This window comes from Acidovorax sp. SUPP2825 (assembly GCF_030158995.1).
Classification (GTDB): Bacteria; Pseudomonadota; Gammaproteobacteria; order Burkholderiales; family Burkholderiaceae_C; genus Paracidovorax.
The window spans coordinates 144,566-162,106 of sequence record NZ_BQXK01000008.1 but is presented as its reverse complement, the minus strand read 5'-3'; the positions used below and the strand labels follow the sequence as shown (position 1 = coordinate 162,106).

Annotated in this window: 12 protein-coding genes and 1 tRNA gene; 4 read left to right on the top strand and 9 right to left on the bottom strand. The window is 70.0% G+C overall.

Annotation, left to right across the window (positions count from 1 at the left end; translation table 11 throughout):
• Positions 1 to 41: 41 nt before the first annotated feature.
• The 6 genes from AVAK2825_RS12460 to AVAK2825_RS12435 form a co-directional block, all read right to left on the bottom strand.
• Positions 42 to 866, bottom strand: coding sequence for a putative hydro-lyase (locus AVAK2825_RS12460; RefSeq protein WP_284398847.1), 825 nt, complete (start codon positions 864 to 866; stop codon positions 42 to 44).
• Between the two features lie 202 nt (positions 867 to 1,068).
• On the bottom strand, positions 1,069 to 1,977 hold the full coding sequence (locus AVAK2825_RS12455) for a LysR family transcriptional regulator (protein ID WP_284398841.1): 909 nt from the start codon (positions 1,975 to 1,977) through the stop codon (positions 1,069 to 1,071).
• 29 nt (positions 1,978 to 2,006) lie between these two features.
• Positions 2,007 to 3,737: a phosphoethanolamine transferase gene (locus tag AVAK2825_RS12450; RefSeq protein ID WP_284398838.1), complete on the bottom strand. Its 1,731-nt coding sequence runs from the start codon at positions 3,735 to 3,737 to the stop codon at positions 2,007 to 2,009.
• Positions 3,738 to 3,819: 82 nt separating this feature from the next.
• Entirely contained in the window at positions 3,820 to 4,683 is an 864-nt protein-coding gene (gene fghA, locus AVAK2825_RS12445; RefSeq protein ID WP_284398835.1) for an S-formylglutathione hydrolase, read from the bottom strand.
• Positions 4,680 to 5,609: an alpha/beta fold hydrolase gene (locus AVAK2825_RS12440; protein WP_284398832.1), complete on the bottom strand. Its 930-nt coding sequence runs from the start codon at positions 5,607 to 5,609 to the stop codon at positions 4,680 to 4,682. Before AVAK2825_RS12440 ends, fghA begins: the two co-directional genes overlap by 4 nt.
• Positions 5,610 to 5,641: 32 nt before the next feature.
• On the bottom strand, positions 5,642 to 6,748 hold the full coding sequence (locus AVAK2825_RS12435) for an S-(hydroxymethyl)glutathione dehydrogenase/class III alcohol dehydrogenase (protein ID WP_284398828.1): 1,107 nt from the start codon (positions 6,746 to 6,748) through the stop codon (positions 5,642 to 5,644).
• A gap of 338 nt (positions 6,749 to 7,086) precedes the next feature.
• On the opposite strand from AVAK2825_RS12435, the gene AVAK2825_RS12430 reads away from it, so the two are divergent.
• The 3 genes from AVAK2825_RS12430 to AVAK2825_RS12420 all read left to right on the top strand — a co-directional run bounded on the left by AVAK2825_RS12430 (position 7,087) and on the right by AVAK2825_RS12420 (position 12,011).
• Positions 7,087 to 8,070: a GlxA family transcriptional regulator gene (locus AVAK2825_RS12430; protein ID WP_284398826.1), complete on the top strand. Its 984-nt coding sequence runs from the start codon at positions 7,087 to 7,089 to the stop codon at positions 8,068 to 8,070.
• Positions 8,071 to 8,219: 149 nt separating this feature from the next.
• A complete protein-coding gene (locus AVAK2825_RS12425; protein WP_284398824.1) occupies positions 8,220 to 11,609 on the top strand; it encodes a PAS domain S-box protein in 3,390 nt (1,129 codons plus the stop codon).
• A 195-nt stretch (positions 11,610 to 11,804) separates the two neighbouring features.
• Positions 11,805 to 12,011 (top strand): hypothetical protein, encoded by a 207-nt coding sequence (locus AVAK2825_RS12420; protein ID WP_284398822.1) that lies wholly within the window; start codon positions 11,805 to 11,807, stop codon positions 12,009 to 12,011.
• A 109-nt stretch (positions 12,012 to 12,120) separates the two neighbouring features.
• Here the strand turns inward: AVAK2825_RS12420 and AVAK2825_RS12415 are convergent.
• A tRNA-Arg gene (locus AVAK2825_RS12415) sits at positions 12,121 to 12,197 on the bottom strand.
• A gap of 225 nt (positions 12,198 to 12,422) precedes the next feature.
• Between AVAK2825_RS12415 and AVAK2825_RS12410 the strand changes: the two genes are divergently transcribed.
• On the top strand, positions 12,423 to 14,168 hold the full coding sequence (locus AVAK2825_RS12410) for a cation:proton antiporter domain-containing protein (protein ID WP_284398821.1): 1,746 nt from the start codon (positions 12,423 to 12,425) through the stop codon (positions 14,166 to 14,168).
• A 207-nt stretch (positions 14,169 to 14,375) separates the two neighbouring features.
• Here AVAK2825_RS12410 and AVAK2825_RS12405 read toward each other — a convergent pair whose 3' ends face one another.
• Together AVAK2825_RS12405 and AVAK2825_RS12400 are read right to left on the bottom strand one after the other, a co-directional pair.
• Entirely contained in the window at positions 14,376 to 16,265 is a 1,890-nt protein-coding gene (locus AVAK2825_RS12405) for a M14 family metallopeptidase (protein WP_502870531.1), read from the bottom strand.
• Between the two features lie 150 nt (positions 16,266 to 16,415).
• Complete coding sequence (locus tag AVAK2825_RS12400; protein WP_284398815.1) at positions 16,416 to 17,489, bottom strand: endonuclease/exonuclease/phosphatase family protein; 1,074 nt, start codon at positions 17,487 to 17,489, stop codon at positions 16,416 to 16,418.
• Positions 17,490 to 17,541: the final 52 nt, after the last annotated feature.

Genomic DNA, 17,541 nt, shown 5'->3' with positions numbered 1-17,541 from the left:
GCGAAGTCTTTCTTGGAAGGGGTGGGACAGTAAGGGCGGCGTCAGGCGGTCACCAGATCGCGGTTGAGCAGATCGGTGACCAGCATGTGCCCCGGCGCGTGGGTGATGCAGAAGGCGGGGCGGGCCGCCGCGATGGCGGCCTGGGGCGTCACGCCGCAGGCCCAGAACACCGGCAGCTCGTGCGGCTGCACGCTCACGGCGTCGCCGTAGTCGGGCCGGGACAGGTCGTGGATGCCGATGAGTGCCGGGTCGCCCAGGTGCACGGGGGCGCCGTGCACCTGCGGCATGCGCGAGGTGATCTGGATGGCTCGGATCGCGTCCGCAGCTGCCATGGGGCGCATGGAAACGACCAGCGGCCCGCGGAACGCGCCGCTGGGCTCGGTGGCGCGGTCGGTGCGGTACATGGACACGTTGCGGCCCTGGTCCATGTGCCGCAGGCGAATGCCGTCCGCCAGCAGCGCGTGCTCGAACGAGAACGAGCAGCCGATGGCGAAGGTCACGAGGTCGTCGCGCCAGTGGGCGAAGAGGTCGGTGGGCGCGTCCACCTGCACGCCGTCGCGCCACACGGCATAGCGGGGCAGGTCGGTGCGGATGTCGATGTCCGCGCCCAGCGCGGGCAGGGCGGGCGAGCCGGGCTCGCTGACCGCCAGCACCGGGCAGGCGCGCGGGTTGCGCTCGCAGTAACGTTGGAACTCGGTGGCCAGCGCCTGGGGCAGGATGGCCAGGTTGACCTGCACGTAGTCGCTGGCCAGGCCGCTCGTGTGGTCGGACAGGTGCCCGGCGCGGGCGGCCGCGCGCACGTCGCGGGCGGTGGACCGGGCGGTCAGACCGGCGGCGGCGCCGGGGGAAAGAACAGGGGATGGCATCGTCGTGAAAGCCCTGGAATGCGGGGCTTGCGGTGGTGGCAATGCCGCGGATTCTGAAAGCCGCACGGCGGCGAATCCAACGCAAAATTTTGCGTTCACGTCATCGAAAAAATCGATGGCGACCACTGAATTTTCAATATTGCGAAAAGCATGCCAATGCCATCCGGGCTTTCCCGGGGGCGCGTGCACTGCGACGGTGCGGTCAGCGCGGCGTGCGCTTTTTTCGGGCAGTCTGGGTCTGGGCCACGTACGCCTGCGCCGATTCCAGCACCGATTCGGTGATTCCCGATCCGGGGTCTTCGCGGTAGCTGGCGTGGATGGGTAGGGCGGTGAGCGCGCACGAGGCCCGCAAGATGTGCAGCGGCATGCGGTGCGACAGCCGCTGCGTCACGGCGCGCGGCAGCACCGCGATGCCGAATCCCGCTTCCACGAACTGCAGCATGGCCGAAATCGACGAGATGGCGTGCATGCGCGGCACGGCCGCGCCCGATTCCTGGAACAGCTGCAGCAGGCTCTGGTGCGGGTGCGAGCCCTTTTGGAAGGTGATGAGGTCGTGCTGCGCCAGCCGCTGCAGGTCGTACCGCCCCGCGGAGTGCAGGGTGCGGTGCCCGACGAACACCAGTTCCAGCGGCGGCATGGTCCGTGTGCGCACCGCGGTGTCGGTGGCGGGCAGGGAGGTGAACACCAGGTCCTGCGCCCCGCGCCGCACCTGGTCCACCAGCACGGGCGAGGTTTCCACGGTCAGCTCCAGCTCGAAGTCGGGGCGGGTCTTGTGCATCTCCTGCAACCAGCCGGTGAGCCAGCTGTGCACGACCGATTCGATGGCCCCGATGCGCAGCGCCACCGGCGCGTGCGGGCTGGTGCCCAGTTCTTCCTTCACCTGCCGCTGCAGCTCCAGCAGGCGCACGGCCAGCAGCTGAAAGCGCTGCCCGGCGGCGGTGAGGCGGAACAGGCGCTCGCGCCGGTCCAGCAGGATCACGCCCAGTTCCTCCTCCAGCGCGGCGATGCGGCTGGACAGGGCGGACTGCGTGATGTGCAGCTTTTCGGCCGCCCGCGTGATGCTCTTGAGCGAGGCGGCCCAGTGGAAGGCTTCGACAAACCGCAGGTTCATGGGCGCGATTGTCGCCGCGCGGCGGGGGATCAGCCTGCGGCGGCCACGCCCCGGCAGGTGGCGAACATGTCCTTCGACGCCTCGTAAACGCTGGTCTGCACGTCCATCAACCCGAGGATGGAGTGAAAGTAGTGGTCGTGCGACAGTCGCCGCTCGCCCAGGTCTTTTTGCAGGCAGGCGGTGGTGGTGCGGGTGCGCGATTGCATGGCGGGCGACAGCCAGGTGATCCAGGGCACGTGCTTTTGCACATCGGGCGCGATGGCGTAGGGCATGCCGTGCAGGTAGATGTTGTTCTCGCCCAGCGACTCGCCGTGGTCGGCCACGTACATCATCGCGGTCTGCGCGGTGCCCGACTGCGCGGCCAGCCACTGGATGGTGGCATTGAGGAAATGGTCGGTGGACACGATGCTGTTGTCGTACGCGTTGACCACTTCCTGGCGCTGGCATTCCTGCAGCGCCGAGGTCCGGCATTCGGGCTGGAAGGGCTTTTGCGAAGGCAGCGACCGCTTGAAATACGCCGGGCCGTGGCTGCCCATCTGGTGCAGCACCACCACGGTCCCGCGCGCCCGCTGCTCGGCCGGCAGCGCCGCGATGCGGGCGTCCAGGCCCTTGAGCATCACGTCGTCCAGGCATTCCTTGCCGTCGGCGCACCACTGGGGGTCATCGGGCTTGGCCGAGGTGCTGGCTTCGGCCACGCGGTCGCACACGCCCTTGCAGCCCGACTGGTTGTCCACCCACAGCACGGCCAGTCCGGCATGCTGCAGCACGTCCAGCAACCCCTCGGAGCGGATGCGGCTGGCCTCGTAGGCGGTGCGCCCCAGGTTGGAGAACATGCAGGGCACGGATGCCGCCGTGCTGGTGCCGCAGGACCAGGCGTTGCGGGCGCTGACGAGGTCGTTGCGGGCGGACAGCTCGGGCGTCGTCGGGCGGCCGTAGCCGTTGAGGCCGAAATTGCCGCTGCGCCCGGTCTCGCCCAGCACCAGCACCAGCAGCGGCGGCTTGCCTTGGCCGGCATAGGACGCCCCCAGCCTGGCATCGCGCCCCAGCGGCATCAGCGGGCCGGCATCCCGGCGCAGGGGGCGCGCAGCGGCATTGCCCACGGCATAGAGGCTGTTCAGGGGGTTGATCAGGTAGCGCAGCTGCGTGTGGTTGCGCATGGCGGAGGAAAAATCCTGGAACACGGCGAAGACCAAGCCCGCGGCCAGGGCCAGCGAGCCCAGCAGCAGCAGGCCATGGAACATGATCTGCCGGGCAAAGCCGAGCGGTTTCACGCGGGTGCGCGCCAGCCACCAAAGGGGCGGCCCTGCCAGCGCCACGATCGTGAGCGGCAGGCGCCAGTCGAGCAGGTCGGCCGCCTCGCGCGGATCGGTCTGCAGCACGTTGGTGATCATCCCGGTGTCGATCACGATGCCGTAGGCCGTCATGAAGTAAGAACCAAGAGCGGCCAGCAAGATACCCACGGCCAGCATGGGCTTGAGAAGGCGACCCCACGCGAGAAAGCCGATGACCGCGGCATTGGCGGCGGCCACTGCCAAGACGAATGCCATCAGGAACGCCCAGCCGCGCAGGCTGTGGGCATTGGGCAATTGCAGCAGGGCTCGCCACAACGGCACGTTGCAGGCCGTGGCCAGCCAGAGGCTGATGATGGTGATGATCCAAGCCGGATGCAGGGCGTTGCGGGGGTCCAGCCCCGCATGTCCCAACGCTCCCTTGCTCGTCTTTGTAATAAGCCGCAACTGCGGCTGCGGAATGTGAGTCATGGCGCATTCTTGAGCGCCAGCCTTAAGAGCAAATTAAGGGTTTACCCGTGGCGTTACAAAACGGGTAGGTGGGCCCGCCGGCCTATTCCAACAGCGCTGCGTGGTGTGCCAGATGGTCTTCGATGAAGGTCTGGATGAAGTAGTAGCCGTGGTCGTACCCCTCGTGGCGGCGCAGGGTGAGGGGTTGGCCGATGGCCTGGCATGCGGCTTCGAAGCGCTCCGGGTAAAGCTGCTCGGCGAGGAATTTGTCACCCAGCCCCTGGTCGATCAGGATGCCGGCCGGGTAGGGGGCCAGCGGCTGGTTTTCCATGAGCACCGTGGCGTCATGCTCGCCCCACGCCGTGCGGTCCGCGCCCAGATAGCCGGTGAATGCCCGCTCGCCCCAGGGGCACTGCGTGGGCGCGCAGATCGGCGCCAGGGCCGAGAGCGACCGGAAGCGGCCGGGGTGGCGCAGCGCCAGTGTCAGCGCGCCATGGCCGCCCATCGAGTGGCCGAAGACGCCCAGGCGATCCAGGTCGATCGGCAGGTGCCGGCCCAGCAGGGGCAGCAGTTCCTGCACCAGGTAGCTTTCCATGCGCCAGTGCGTGCGCCAGGGCGCTTGGGTCGCATCGAGGTAAAAGCCCGCGCCGATGCCGAAATCCCAGCGGGCGGTGGCGTCCGGCAGGGCCTCCACCGCGGCACCGCGGGGGCTGGTGTCGGGCGCGATCAGTGCCAGGCCCAGTTCCGAGGCCCGGCGTTGCGCGCCGGCCTTGACCATGAAGGTCTCTTCGTTGCACGTCAGGCCTGCCAGGTACAGCAACGCGGGCACCGGGCCGTGGGCGGCCTGCGGCGGCAGGTACACCGAGAACTTCATCGGCAGGCCGATCTCGGTGGAGTCGTGTTGGTAAAAGCGCTGGGTGCCGCCGAAGCTGCGGTGTTCCGACAGGGTCTGAAGGGGATGGGTCATGGCGTGGGAAGTGAAGAAGAAGGCGTGGCACGGACCAGTTCGAGCACCGCATCGGCAAAGGCTTCGGGGGCCTCCTGCGGCAGGTTGTGGCCGGCGCCGGGCACCCAGCGGTGCGTGCGCAGGCCGCTGAACTTCGCGGCATGGGCCGAGGCATCGGCCGGCGGGCGAACCCCGTCGTCCACGCCGTCGAAGGTGATGGCCGGCACGCGGATGGCCGGCTGCGCCGCCAGGCGCGATTCGATCCCGGCGTACGCCGGATCGCCCGTGACCAAGCCGAAGCGGTGGCGGTACGAGTGGATCACCACGTCCACGAAGTCGGGGTTGTCGAACGCGGCGGCGCTGCGCTCGAAGGTGGCCTCGTCGAACGCCCAGGTCGGCGACCACGACTGCCACAGCAGGCGGGTGAGGGCCCGCCGGTCGTTTGCCAGGCCGGCCGCGCCCCGTGCGCTGTGAAAGTAGTACTGGTACCACAGGCGCTGTTCGTTGGCCGGCGTGTCGGGCACCATGGCCCGGCCGATGTCCTGGATGTTGTAGCTGTTGAGCGAGACCAGCCCGGCGCACCGCTCGGGCCACAGCGCCGCAACCACGCAGGCCGCGCGCCCGCCCCAGTCGTAGCCGGCGAGCACCGCGCGCTCGATCGCCAGCGCATCGAGCAGCGCCAGCAGGTCCGCGCCCAGCGCCGCCTGCTCGCCTGAGCGCGGCGTGGCCGCGCTCAGGAACCGCGTGGGGCCGTAGCCCCGCAGGAACGGCACCACCACCCGGCACCCTTGCGCAGCCAGCCGCGGCGCGACCTCGGCATAGGCATGGATGTCGTAGGGAAAGCCGTGCAGCAGCACGACGGGCGGCCCCGCGGCGGGGCCCGCCTCGAAATACGCGATATTGAGCACGCCGGCCTCGATCCGGCGCAGGGGTTCCATGCGGTCCATGGCGGGCACCATCGGGGTCTGCCGCGGGGCGGTCAGTAGATGACCACGCCGCGGATCGACTCGCCGCGCTTCATCAGGTCGAACCCGTGGTTGATGTCGGCCAGGGGCATGGTGTGGGTGATCAGGCTGTCGATGTCGATCTTGCCTTCCATGTACCAGTCCACGATCTTGGGCACGTCGGTGCGGCCCCGGGCGCCGCCGAAGGCCGAGCCTTCCCACTTGCGGCCCGTCACGAGCTGGAAGGGGCGCGTGCTGATCTCGGCGCCGGCCTCGGCCACGCCGATGATGATGCTGCGGCCCCAGCCCTTGTGCGTGCACTCCAGCGCCTGGCGCATCACCTTGGTGTTGCCGATGCATTCGAAGGAATAGTCCGCACCGCCGTCGGTCAGCTGCACGATGGTGTCCACCACGTTCTCGACCTCATTCGGGTTGATGAAGTGCGTCATGCCGAACTGGCGCGCCATCTCCTGGCGGGCGGGGTTGATGTCCACGCCGATGATCTTGTCCGCGCCCACCATCTTGGCGCCCTGGATCACGTTCAGGCCGATGCCGCCCAGGCCGAACACCACCACGTTCGCGCCGGCCTCCACCTTGGCAGTGAACAGCACCGCGCCGATGCCGGTGGTCACGCCGCAGCCGATGTAGCAGACCTTGTCGAACGGGGCGTCCTCGCGGATCTTGGCCAGCGAGATCTCGGGGGCCACGGTGTAGTTGCTGAACGTGCTCGTGCCCATGTAGTGGAAGATGGGCTGGCCGTCGATGCTGAAGCGGCTGGTGGCGTCCGGCATCAGCCCCTTGCCCTGCGTGCCGCGGATCAACTGGCACAGATTGGTCTTGCGCGACAGGCAGAACTTGCACTGGCGGCATTCGGGCGTGTACAGCGGGATCACGTGGTCGCCCTTCTTGAGGGTGGTCACGCCCGGCCCCACGTCCACCACGATGCCCGCGCCTTCGTGGCCCAGGATGGCGGGGAAGATCCCTTCCGGGTCGGCGCCCGAGAGGGTGTAGTAGTCGGTATGGCAAATGCCGGTGGCCTTGATTTCGACCAGCACCTCGCCGAATTTCGGGCCCTGCAGGTCCACGGTTTCGATGGTGAGGGGTTCTCCGGCCTTCCAGGCGACGGCGGCTTGGGTTTTCATGGGATGGGGCTCCTGTCAGTGGGTGGTTCGGTGGCTCGCAAAGGGGGGCACGGCGGCGTCTTATGCCGGCGGGCGCGGCGCCTCGGGCGTCTTCAGCAGTCTTTCTAGCAGATGCGGCAGGTCCGGCCGCCTGGCATGGCCGGATCGGCCGGCGACAATCCTGCCCGGGCGGCGCCCGGACGGTCCTGCATGCTGGTGCCGCGAGCGTAAAAGCGTTTGGCCCGCTCCGCCGCGCGCCGCGCGGGCCCCGGCCGTGTTTGGCCGCCGTGCTGGGCATCTTGGCCGCTGGAGCGGGTCGTGCCGCCCGCAGTCTTTTGATTTCTTGGTTTCTGCCCGTCATGTCCACTCCCTACACCGTCGATATCGTCGTCTACCCCGGCTTCAAGGCCCTGGAGGCGATCGGCCCCATGTCGGTGTTCGACTATGCCAACGTGCACCTGGCGCGGCGCGGCCAGCCACCGGGCTATGCGGTGTCGGTGGCGGCTGAAGGGCTGGGCGACGTGTCTTCCGACACGGCCATGTCGCTGCGGGCCACGCGCCAGCTGGGGCAGGGGCCGGACCCGCACATCGCGCTGGTGGTGGGGTCCCGCGACATCGAGACGGCGCTGGCTGCCTCCCCCGGCGTGGTGGCCTGGGCGGCGGCCACCGCGCCGCGGGTGCGGCACATGGTGGCGCTGTGCTCGGGCAGCTTCTTCCTCGGGGCGGCCGGCCTGTTGGACGGCGCGCAGGCGGCCACGCACTGGAGCGTGGCCGATCTGCTGCAGCGCCGTTTTCCCGCCGTGCGCGTGGATGCCGACGCGATCTACGTGCGCAGCGGCAACCTGTGGACCTCGGCCGGGGTCACCGCCGGCATCGACCTGGCGCTGGCCCTGGTGGAGGAGGACTTCGGCCGCACGCTGGCGCTGGAGGTGGCGCGCGACCTGGTGATGTACTTGAAGCGCCCCGGCAGGCAATCGCAGTTCAGCATGCACCTGGCCAGCCAGGGCACGCGCCACCCGGGCATCCGCGAGGTACAGGCGTGGGTGCTGTCGCACCTGGCCGAGCCTCTGGCGCTGCAGCAGCTCGCCTCGCGGGCGGCCATGAGCGAGCGCAACTTCCGCCGTGTGTTCCTGCAGGAATGCGGGCAAAGCCCGTCGGATTTCATCGAGACCGCCCGGCTCGAAGGCGCCCGCCGGCTGCTGGAGGAACAGAACGGCCTGCCGCTCAAAACCGTGGCGGCGCGGGTGGGCTTTCGGTCGGACGAGCCGCTGCGCCGGCTGTTCCTGCGCCGCCTGGGGATCACTCCGCAGGCCTACCGCGAGCGGTTCGGCGGGCCGGGCTGAGCCTCCGCCCGGCGGCCCGGCGGGTCGCCGGGCCTTTTGGAAAAAAGGCATGATGACAAGTTGCGCAGCGCTGCGAGACCGCCGGCAACGGCCGGGCCCGACTGCACATCGACACCCAAACGAGCGAGCGATTCAAAGGTTTTTTCTCAATGCACACCGTCCCCGGCCCAGCGGCCGCCGGCCCTGCCGATCCCCTGGGTAGCCGTCCCGACGCGCGAGCGATCGCCGAGTTCGATTGGTCCCTGACCCCCCTGGGGCCCGTAGCACGCTGGCCGCAGTCCGTGCAGGCCGCGATCGCGCAGTGGAGCGAGGCCGCCGCGCCATCGGCACCCTTGCCGGATACCGACATCCGCAACCGCCAGATCCTGGACAGCGCCATCGACTACGCCATCATCGCCTTCGACCTGCAGGGCCAGGTCACGCGGTGGAACGAAGGTGCCCGCCGCGTGCTCGGCTGGACGGAGTCCGAAATGCTGGGCCACGACGCCGCCCGGATCTTCACCCCCGAAGACCGTGCTGCGCACCGCATGGAGATGGAGATGCAGGCCGCGCTCACGCGGGGCGTGGGCACCGACGAGCGCTGGCATGTGCGCAAATCCGGCGAGCGCTTCTGGGCCAACGGCGAGATGACGCCGATCCGCGATGGTGACGGCACGCCGATCGGCTTCGTGAAGGTGCTGCGCGACCGCACCGAGCAGCACCGCGCCGCTGAGGCGCTGCGCCAGTCCGAAGAACGCCTGCACCGCGCGCAGAAGGCGGGCGGCGTGGGCACGTTCTCCCTCGAACTGGCCACCGACCTGTTGTACGGCACGCGCGAGTTCTATCGCATCTTCGGCGTGCCCGAAGCCGAAACCATTCCCGCCAAGGCGCTGGAGGCGCTGGTGATCCCCGAGGACGCCGAGGTGCGCTCCGCCCGCGAAACCCGCAACGCCGAATCGGCCCCGCTGGATGTGGAGTACCGCATCCGACGCGCCACCGATGGCGCCCTGCGCTGGATCGCCCGCAAGGCCGAATTCGTGCGCAGCCCGGACGGCGCGATCGTTCGCATGGTCGGGGTGGTGCAGGACATCACCGACCGCAAGGCGGCGCTGCAGGCGGTGGCCGACAGCGCGGCGGAGTTCCGCACCTTCGCCCAGTCGCTGCCCAGCCACGTGTGGACCTCCCGGAGCGATGGCCAGCTGGACTGGTTTAACGACCGGGTATACGAATACAGCCAGGCCGAGCCGGGCACGCTGGATGGCGACGGATGGACGGGCCTCGTGCACCCTGAAGACATGCCGGCGGTGTCCCAACTCTGGCAGGCGAGCGTCGCCTCCGGCGAGCAGTACGAAACCGAATTCCGCATCCGCCGCGCGGACGGCGAGATGCGCTGGCACCTGGTGCGGGCGCTGCCCCTGCGCACGGGGGGCGGGGCCATCAGCCGGTGGATCGGCACCAGCACCGACATCCACGAGCAAAAGCTGGTGCAGGCCGAAAGCGTGCGCGACCGCAACCGCCTGTGGGCGCTTTCGCGCGAACTCATGCTGGTGTGCGACTTCCAGGGCGTGATCGCCGCGGTCAATCCCGCCGCCACGCGCCTTCTGGGATGGGAAAAGCCCCAGATGGCCGGCCACGCCGTGGCCGAATTCATCCACCCCGAAGATGCCGAGGGCATGGCCGCCGAACTGGCCAAGCTGGAGGCCGGCGCGCCCACGCTGGTGTTCGAAAACCGCTGGCGCAAGGAAGACGGCAGCTACCGCCTGCTGAGCTGGACCGCCGTGCCCGAGGAGGGCCTGGTCCATGCGGTGGCGCGCGACGTGACGCGCGAGCGCACGGCCGAAGAGGCGCTGCGCCAGTCGCAAAAGCTCGAAGCCATCGGCCAGCTCACCGGCGGGGTCGCGCACGATTTCAACAACGTGCTGGCGGTCATCCGCACGTCGATCGACCTGCTGCGGCGCGTGCAGCTCACCGACGAGCGACGCCACCGTTTCATGGAGTCCATCTCCAACGCGGTGACGCGGGCCACCAAGCTCACGGGCCAGCTGTTGGCCTTCGCGCGGCGCCAGGCCCTGCAGCCCACGGTGTTCGATGCCGGGCACAACACCCGGGCGGTCAGCGACATGATCGCCAGCCTGGCGGGCGCGCGCATCGAGATCGAGCTGAACCTGGCGGAGACGGCCTGCTTCGTGCACGCCGACCCGAGCCAGTTCGACACCGCCCTGGTGAACCTGGCCGTCAATGCCCGCGACGCCATGCAGGGCAGCGGCAAGCTCACCATCGAGGTGCGGGCCGTCTCCGAGATTCCCGCGCTGCAGTCGCAGCCCGCGGTGCCGGGCAAATTCGTGGCCGTGTCCATCATCGACAGCGGCACGGGCATCGCGCCGGAGCACCTCACGCAGATCTTCGAGCCCTTTTTCACCACCAAGGGCGTGGGCCACGGCACGGGACTGGGCCTGTCGCAGGTGTTCGGCTTCGCCAAGCAGTCCGGCGGCGACATCCGTGTGGAAAGCACGCTGGGTGAGGGCAGCCGTTTTACCCTGTACCTGCCGCGCGCCGCGCGCCCTGGCTACGATGCGCAGGCCGCCGAGGGCGACGACCGGCTGGCCCTGGGCAACGGCGGCTGCGTGCTGGTGGTGGAGGACAACGCGGAAGTATCCGCGTCCGTCGAGCAGACCCTGCACGAACTGGGCTACACCACCGTGGTCACGGCCAGCGGCGAAAAGGCGCTGGAGGCCTTGAAGGCCGGCCCGGGCCGCTTCGTGGCGGTGTTCTCCGATGTGGTCATGACCGGCATGAGCGGCATCGAACTGGGCCGTGAGATCCGCCAGCGCTACGGCGCGACCCTGCCCATCGTGCTGTCCAGCGGCTACAGCTACGTGCTGGCGCAAAGCCCCGACCACGGCTTCACGCTGCTGCCCAAGCCCTATTCGCTGGACGAACTGGCCCAGGTGCTGCACGACAGCATCCACCGCGGCGCGGACGCCGCGCGGCCGCGCCGCCGCAAGGTGCGCGCGGCACTGCCCCCATCGGCCGCGGCGGATGCGGCGCAGTCGGAACTGCTGCGCCAGGCCGAACTGGAATCCATGCGCATCCTGGACACCGACGAGGAAGCGGCCTTCGACGAGTTCGCCCGGCTGGCGGCGGCCCTGTGCCAGACGCCCATCGCGCTCGTTTCGCTGGTGGATGCCGACCGGCAGTGGTTCAAGGCCAAGGTGGGGCTGGCAGCGCGGCAGACGCCCCGCGAGCACTCCTTCTGCGCCCACGCGATCCAGGTGCCGGAAAGCGTGATGATCGTGAGCGATACCTCGCGGGACGAACGCTTTGCCGACAACCCGCTGGTCACGGGCGAGCCCAACATCAAGTTCTATGCCGGCGCGCCGCTCATCACCTCGACCGGGCAGGCGCTCGGAACGCTGTGCGTGATCGACCGCGTGCCGCGGGAGCTGGAGGCCCGGCAGGTGGAGATGCTGCAGTTCCTGGCCGCCCAGCTGGTCGAACGGCTGGAATCGCGCCGCGCCGCATTGCCGGATGCGCCGGCACGGCAGGCCCCTCCGCAGTAGCCCGTCTGCCGCATTCCGCCCGGCCACCGGACCTTGATCCGCCTTTGATCCGCCAGCCGGCGGAGGAGGGGGCGGGGCGCGGGGGGTGTCGGATTGCGCCTACGCCGGCCGGCCCGGCCTTCCGACGCGCTGCTCTGCGGTGCGGGCGCCCAATGGCAGCCCCAGACGACGGGTCTGTTTTTGGAGGGTTTCCCCATGTTTTCCAACCCGGCTGTTCCCTCGCCGCTGCGTTTCGGCGAAAGCGCCCCCTCCACCCAGATGGGGGAATTCGGCGGCTTCGGCCTCCAGTGGCAACAGGGCGATGGCGCCATCGACGGAGACGGCCAGCAGGCCTTCCGCTCTGCCGCATCCGAATACCAATACGGCGACAGCTGCCGTTTCGAGACCCAGGCCCAAGGCTGAAGCCGGGGTTGTCGACAGCGCGCTTTCCGCGCCGCTGCTGGATGCAAGGCGTGGGCAGGCACTGAAGCGATGCCGGGGAGTGCGCCCCCGGTGGTTGTAAAAAATGGATTGGCCTGCCCGGAGGGACTCGAACCCCCGACCTATTGCTTAGAAGGCAATTGCTCTATCCGGTTGAGCTACGGGCAGACGGAAAAAGAAAAAAGACGCGGGGCTTCAGGCCCTGCAGCACGGGCCAGACGCCGTGTGGCACATCGGGACGATGGCAGGCGGGTCCGTGCGAGGCGTGAATGATACCTGCCTGCCGGGGCCTCCCCGGTCTTTTTGGCCCCTGGCGTTTTGCGGCAACCGGGGGCTTGCGGGTATAACGCAAGGGCAGGCGCGCATCGGGTGCGCCCGCTCCCCCATCACCCCATGCCGCACAGCCTCTCACTCATCAACACCATTGCCGCGGCGCTGGGCCTGGCGCTCGTGCTGGGCTTCATTGCGACCCGCATCCGCCTGCCGGCCCTGGTGGGCTATCTGCTCGCGGGCGTGGTGATCGGCCCCTTCACCCCGGGTTTCGTGGCCGATGGCGAAATGGCCAGCCAGCTGGCGGAGATCGGGGTGATGCTGCTGATGTTCGGCGTGGGGCTGCATTTTTCGCTGGGCGACCTGCTGGCGGTGCGCAAGATCGCCGTGCCCGGGGCGCTGGTGCAGATGGCGGTGGCCACGCTGCTGGGCATGGGCCTGGCGCTGTGGTGGGGCTGGGGCCTGGGCGGGGCGCTGGTGTTCGGCCTGGCCCTGTCGGTGGCCAGCACCGTGGTGCTCTTGCGGGCGCTGGAGACGCTGGGCATCCTGGATTCGTACACCGGCCGCATCGCCGTCGGCTGGCTGGTGGTGGAGGACCTGGCCATGGTGCTGGTCCTGGTGCTGCTGCCGCCGCTGGCGCAGTGGCTGAACGGCACCGCCGGGGCGGGCAGCACGGGCGAGCTGTGGAAGACGCTGGGCTGGACCATCGCGCAGGTGGGCGGCTTCGTGGCGCTGATGCTGGTGGTGGGGCGGCGGGTGTTCCCGTGGATTCTCTGGCAGGTGGCGCGCACCGGCTCGCGCGAGCTGTTCACGCTGTGCGTGGTGGCGGCGGCGGTGGGCATCGCCTTCGGCTCCGCCGCGCTCTTCGGCGTGTCGTTCGCGCTGGGGGCGTTCTTCGCCGGCATGGTGATGCGCGAGTCGGAGTTCAGCCACCGCGCCGCCCAGGAGTCGCTGCCGCTGCGCGATGCGTTCGCGGTGCTGTTCTTCGTCTCCGTGGGCATGCTGTTCAACCCCTGGGTGCTGGTGGAGCGCCCCTTCCAGGTACTGGCCGTGGTGGCCATCATCATCCTGGGCAAGACGCTCGCGGCGGCCGCCCTGGTGCTGGCCTTCCGCTACCCGCTGAACACGGCGCTCACGGTGTCGGCCAGCCTGGCGCAGATCGGCGAGTTCTCTTTCATCCTGGTGGGCCTGGGCGCCTCGCTGGGGCTGCTGCCGCCGGAAGGGGCCAGCCTGGTGCTGGCCGGTGCGCTCATCTCGATCGCGGTCAACCCGCTGCTGTTCCATGCCATCGCCCCGCTGCAGGAGTGGCTGCGCGCCCGCTCGGCCCTGGCGCGCCGGCTGGAGCAGCGCGACGACCCGCTGGCGGAGCTGCCCCTGAGCACGCACCGCCGGTACCTCGCGCGCCAGGTGGTGCTGGTTGGCTACGGCCGCGTGGGACGGCGCATCGCGGCGGCGCTGTCGGAGAGCGACATTCCCTTCGTCGTGGCCGAGCAGAACCGCGATCTGGTGGAGACGCTGCGCAACGGCGGCATGGCGGCGGTCTACGGCGACGCGGTGGAGCCGGCCGTGCTGATCCAGGCGCACATCGCCCGGGCGCACATGCTGGTGATCGCCACGCCGAACACGCTGGACGTGCGCCAGATCATCGCGACGGCACGCACGCTCAACCCGGAGATCGAAACCGTGGTCCGCAGCCACAACGAGGCCGAGGCCCGGCTGCTGGAGCAGGAAGAGGGCGTGGCCAAGGTGTTCCTCGGCGAGGAGGCGCTGGCCGCGGCGATGACCACGCATGTGCTGGGCCGCGCCGGCGAGCGCCAGGCCGAGGCGACGGCGCCGGGTGCGCTGGAGGAGCGGCACGCTTCGGTTTGAGCCGAATCGGGCTCCACGGCATGATTGACTAGGGCATATTGCTACTATTTTTGTAGCAATCTACAGGGGCCTTGGCGCGCCTCATCCCGTCTGTCCGTCTGTCCGTCTGTCCGTCAGGTCGTCAGGTCGTCAGGTCGTCAGGTCGTCAGGTCGTCTGCAGGCTGGCCGGCGCCGTGGGGCTGGCCCCGCGCCTGTCTTTCCCCGGCTTCAGTCGGCCTCTTCGAACACCAGCGACGGCGTGGCCATGACCCGGGCCGTGTCGCCCAGCGCCGGGATCAGGTGGTTGGCGAAGTAGCTGTTCTGCGTGTCGGGCTCCAGCGCGGCGACGGCCAGGTTGGCCAGGGGCTGGTTCAGCGGCACGTAGTAGCTGCCTTCGGGCACGTCGATGGCGGTTCGCACGGTGGTCACGCGCACGCGGGTGATGTCCTGCTGGCCTGCGATGGTGCCGCGCACGTCCTGGCGCACGCCTTCCTCGCGGCCGGTTTCCTGGTAGCTGTCGCTCAGGAGCGAACCCGGCTCGGCCACGCGCATGACCTGCAGCCCGAGCAGCTTGAGCCGCTCGGCCGCCTGGCCCGCCGTGGGCGAGAGCCAGTAGCCGCAGGGCCGGGGGCGCGATGCAACGGTGCGCAATTCGAGCGACGAGTTCCAGTCCACGCGCACGGTGCGGTCCGCGCCCGTCGCGGGGTCGAGCATGACGAGGTCGCGCTGCGTGGCGGTCGGCGCCGCCTCGATGGCGACCTGGCCGCGACAGGCCTGCGCCGCGGTGTCGCGCACCACGAACGAGCGCACCTGCTCCAGGTTGCCGGCCCGCTCGGCCGTGCTGCGCAGCGCGCTGGACAGCGCGGTCACCTGGGCATGCACGCGGCGCTGGATGTCCAGCCGCCCGATGCCCACGCCGCGCGTCTCCACCAGCAGGCTGACCGCGTTCTTGAGGCCGTTCACGTTGCGGCCCGTGTCGGGCTGCGTACCGCCCATCGACACGCGGCGGTCCTGCGGATCGGTGGAAGTGGTGTAGTACCACTCGCTGGTCAGGCCCTGGCCCTGCAGCGCGGCCGCCATGGGCTGGTGGTACCACTCGCGCGCCGCCTTGGTGAGGAACTCGGGCACGTTGGCCGTGGTGGCGTACTGCAGCAGCGCGTCGTACTTCTGGATGGCGCCGAACTTCTCCAGGAAGCGGCCGGCGACGGTGTATTCGTGCGCATCGAGCACGGCGATGGGGCGGTAGTCCCGCGTGAGCCGCGCCAGGGCCTGGGCCTCGGGCGTGTTCAGCAGCAGGTGGTCGCGGTTCATGTCCGTGCCGTTGGCCGTGGCGCGGGTGCCGGCCTCGGCGCCGTCCGGGTTGGCGCGCGGCACCACGACCACGTTGATGCGGTCCAGCAGCGGCTCCAGCAGGCCCTGCGACAGTTCGCGCGCCATCACCAGCAGGGCTTCGCCGCCGGCGGGCTCGTCGCCGTGCTGCTGCCCGATCAGCAGCACCGTGGGCTTGCCGCTCGCATCCAGGCTGGCCACGTCGGTGTTGGGCGCGTGCGTGAGCACCAGGGCCTGCAGGGGCGTGCCGCGCTGGGACATGCCCAGGTCCAGCACCGTGGCCTTGGTGGCGCCCTGCGGGGTGGCGGCGAGCTGCCGCAGCCACTGGGCGGCCTCGGCATTGGTGGTGAACGCGCGGCGCCCGTCGGCCAGGCCGGGGGTGTCGTAGTGCACGGCCGGCGCGGGGAAGCGGGCGGCGACCGCCGCGCTGTAGGGCAGGTCGGCCGGTGGCGCGGCCGCGGCGGGCGGCGTGGCGCCGGGCGCGGGCTCCGCGCTGGGAATGATGGGGGTGGACAGCACCGGCGAGGTGACGACCTCGGCGCGCTGTGTGCCCAGTGGCGGCGGCACCACGCGCGCGGTCTGGGGGCGGGGCGCCGCGGGCACCGTGGCCTGGGGCGGCGCGGAGGAGGGCCAGGGCGGCAGCGGGGTGCTGCTGCATGCCGCCAGCACGGCCGAGGCGAGGACCGTGCTGCAAGTCCACAAGGTGCGCGCTTTCCAGGGCTCCGCGCCGGCAGGGCCGGTCAGGGGAGGCGATGAAAGGGCACGTCGGTGGGGAATGGGCTGTTTCATGGTCTGTGGATCCGGCCAAGGGGGCTGCTATGGGGCTGCGCCGATGTTACCCGGCGTTGCAGACGGGGCCTGTCGGCCAAACACGCGGCTCTGCCGGGTTTTCGCGCAAGGCCGCGGCGGCGCGGCCGGGCTGCGCGCGGCGGGCGCCGGTCAGGCCGCAGGTGGCACGGCGGGGGGCGTGGGCCTCGTGGGCGCGGGGGCGGGCATCTGCAGGCGCAGCAAGGCGCGGACGAAGCCGTGGTCGGAGCGCGTGCGGTCGCGCCCCTCGTGCAGGTGGTCGTTGAAGTAATCGACCCGCCGCACGTCGCCGGTGTTCGCGCCCGACCGGGCGTTGGGCACGAATTCCTCGCTGACCAGGATCTGGTCCAGCACCGCGGGCATGCCCTGGTGGATGTGCGAGTAGGCCACGTCCTTTTTCAGGGCGGCGTCGCCCTGCACGTCGTAGGCGTTGTACAGGGCCACGTCGCGCGCGCTGCGGTCGTAGGCGACCTCGGTGGTCGCGCAGATGAGCTGCGTGGTCACGCTGTCGGGCGTGTCGTTGAAGTCGCCCAGCAGCACCAGCGGCACGTCGGTACGCTGCAGCAGGTCCACGACCAGGCAGCGCAGCGCCGCCGCCTCCACGCCGCGCATGATGAGCGAGCGCAGCGAAGCCAGGGCCGCGACCTTGCGGTCGTCGCGGTCCTCCAGCGGCTGCCCGAGGGCGTCGAGCAGGAATTTGGGGCGTTTGGATTTGAGGTGCGCCGTGACCACGTTCACCGTCTGGCCGTGCTTCATGCGCAGGGTGGCCAGCAGGGGCGGGCGTTCGAACCGGTGGTGCGTTCCCAAGCCCGGCACATCGACCGCCAGCGCGGGAGGAAACTCCACTATCGAGCGCAGCGATTCGACGCGCAGCCGCGTGGCGATGCCCACGCGCGGCGTGCCCTGGGCGCCGTGCGAGGCGCCGGTGTTCTCGGCGCCAGGCACGCTCACGAAGTCGTAGCGCAGGCCGCTGCGGCCGATGGCCGTCTGCAGCGCCTGTTCGTCCCACACCTCCTGCACGGCCAGCACATCGGCATTCAGCGCACACAGGCGCCCGCCGAGCCAATCGACCTTGCGTTCGAATTCGGCCTGGGTATAGGCGTCCTGGTTGGGATAGAACACCCGCCCGGGCAGGGCGAGGTTCAGGGTGTTGCAGGTGGACACCAGCAAGGTGTCCATGGGCCGCGCGGGATCGGCAGGGCGCATGCGTTCCTCAGGATCGGGGCGCGGGCCGGCTGCGGCCGTGCACGGGCGGGGC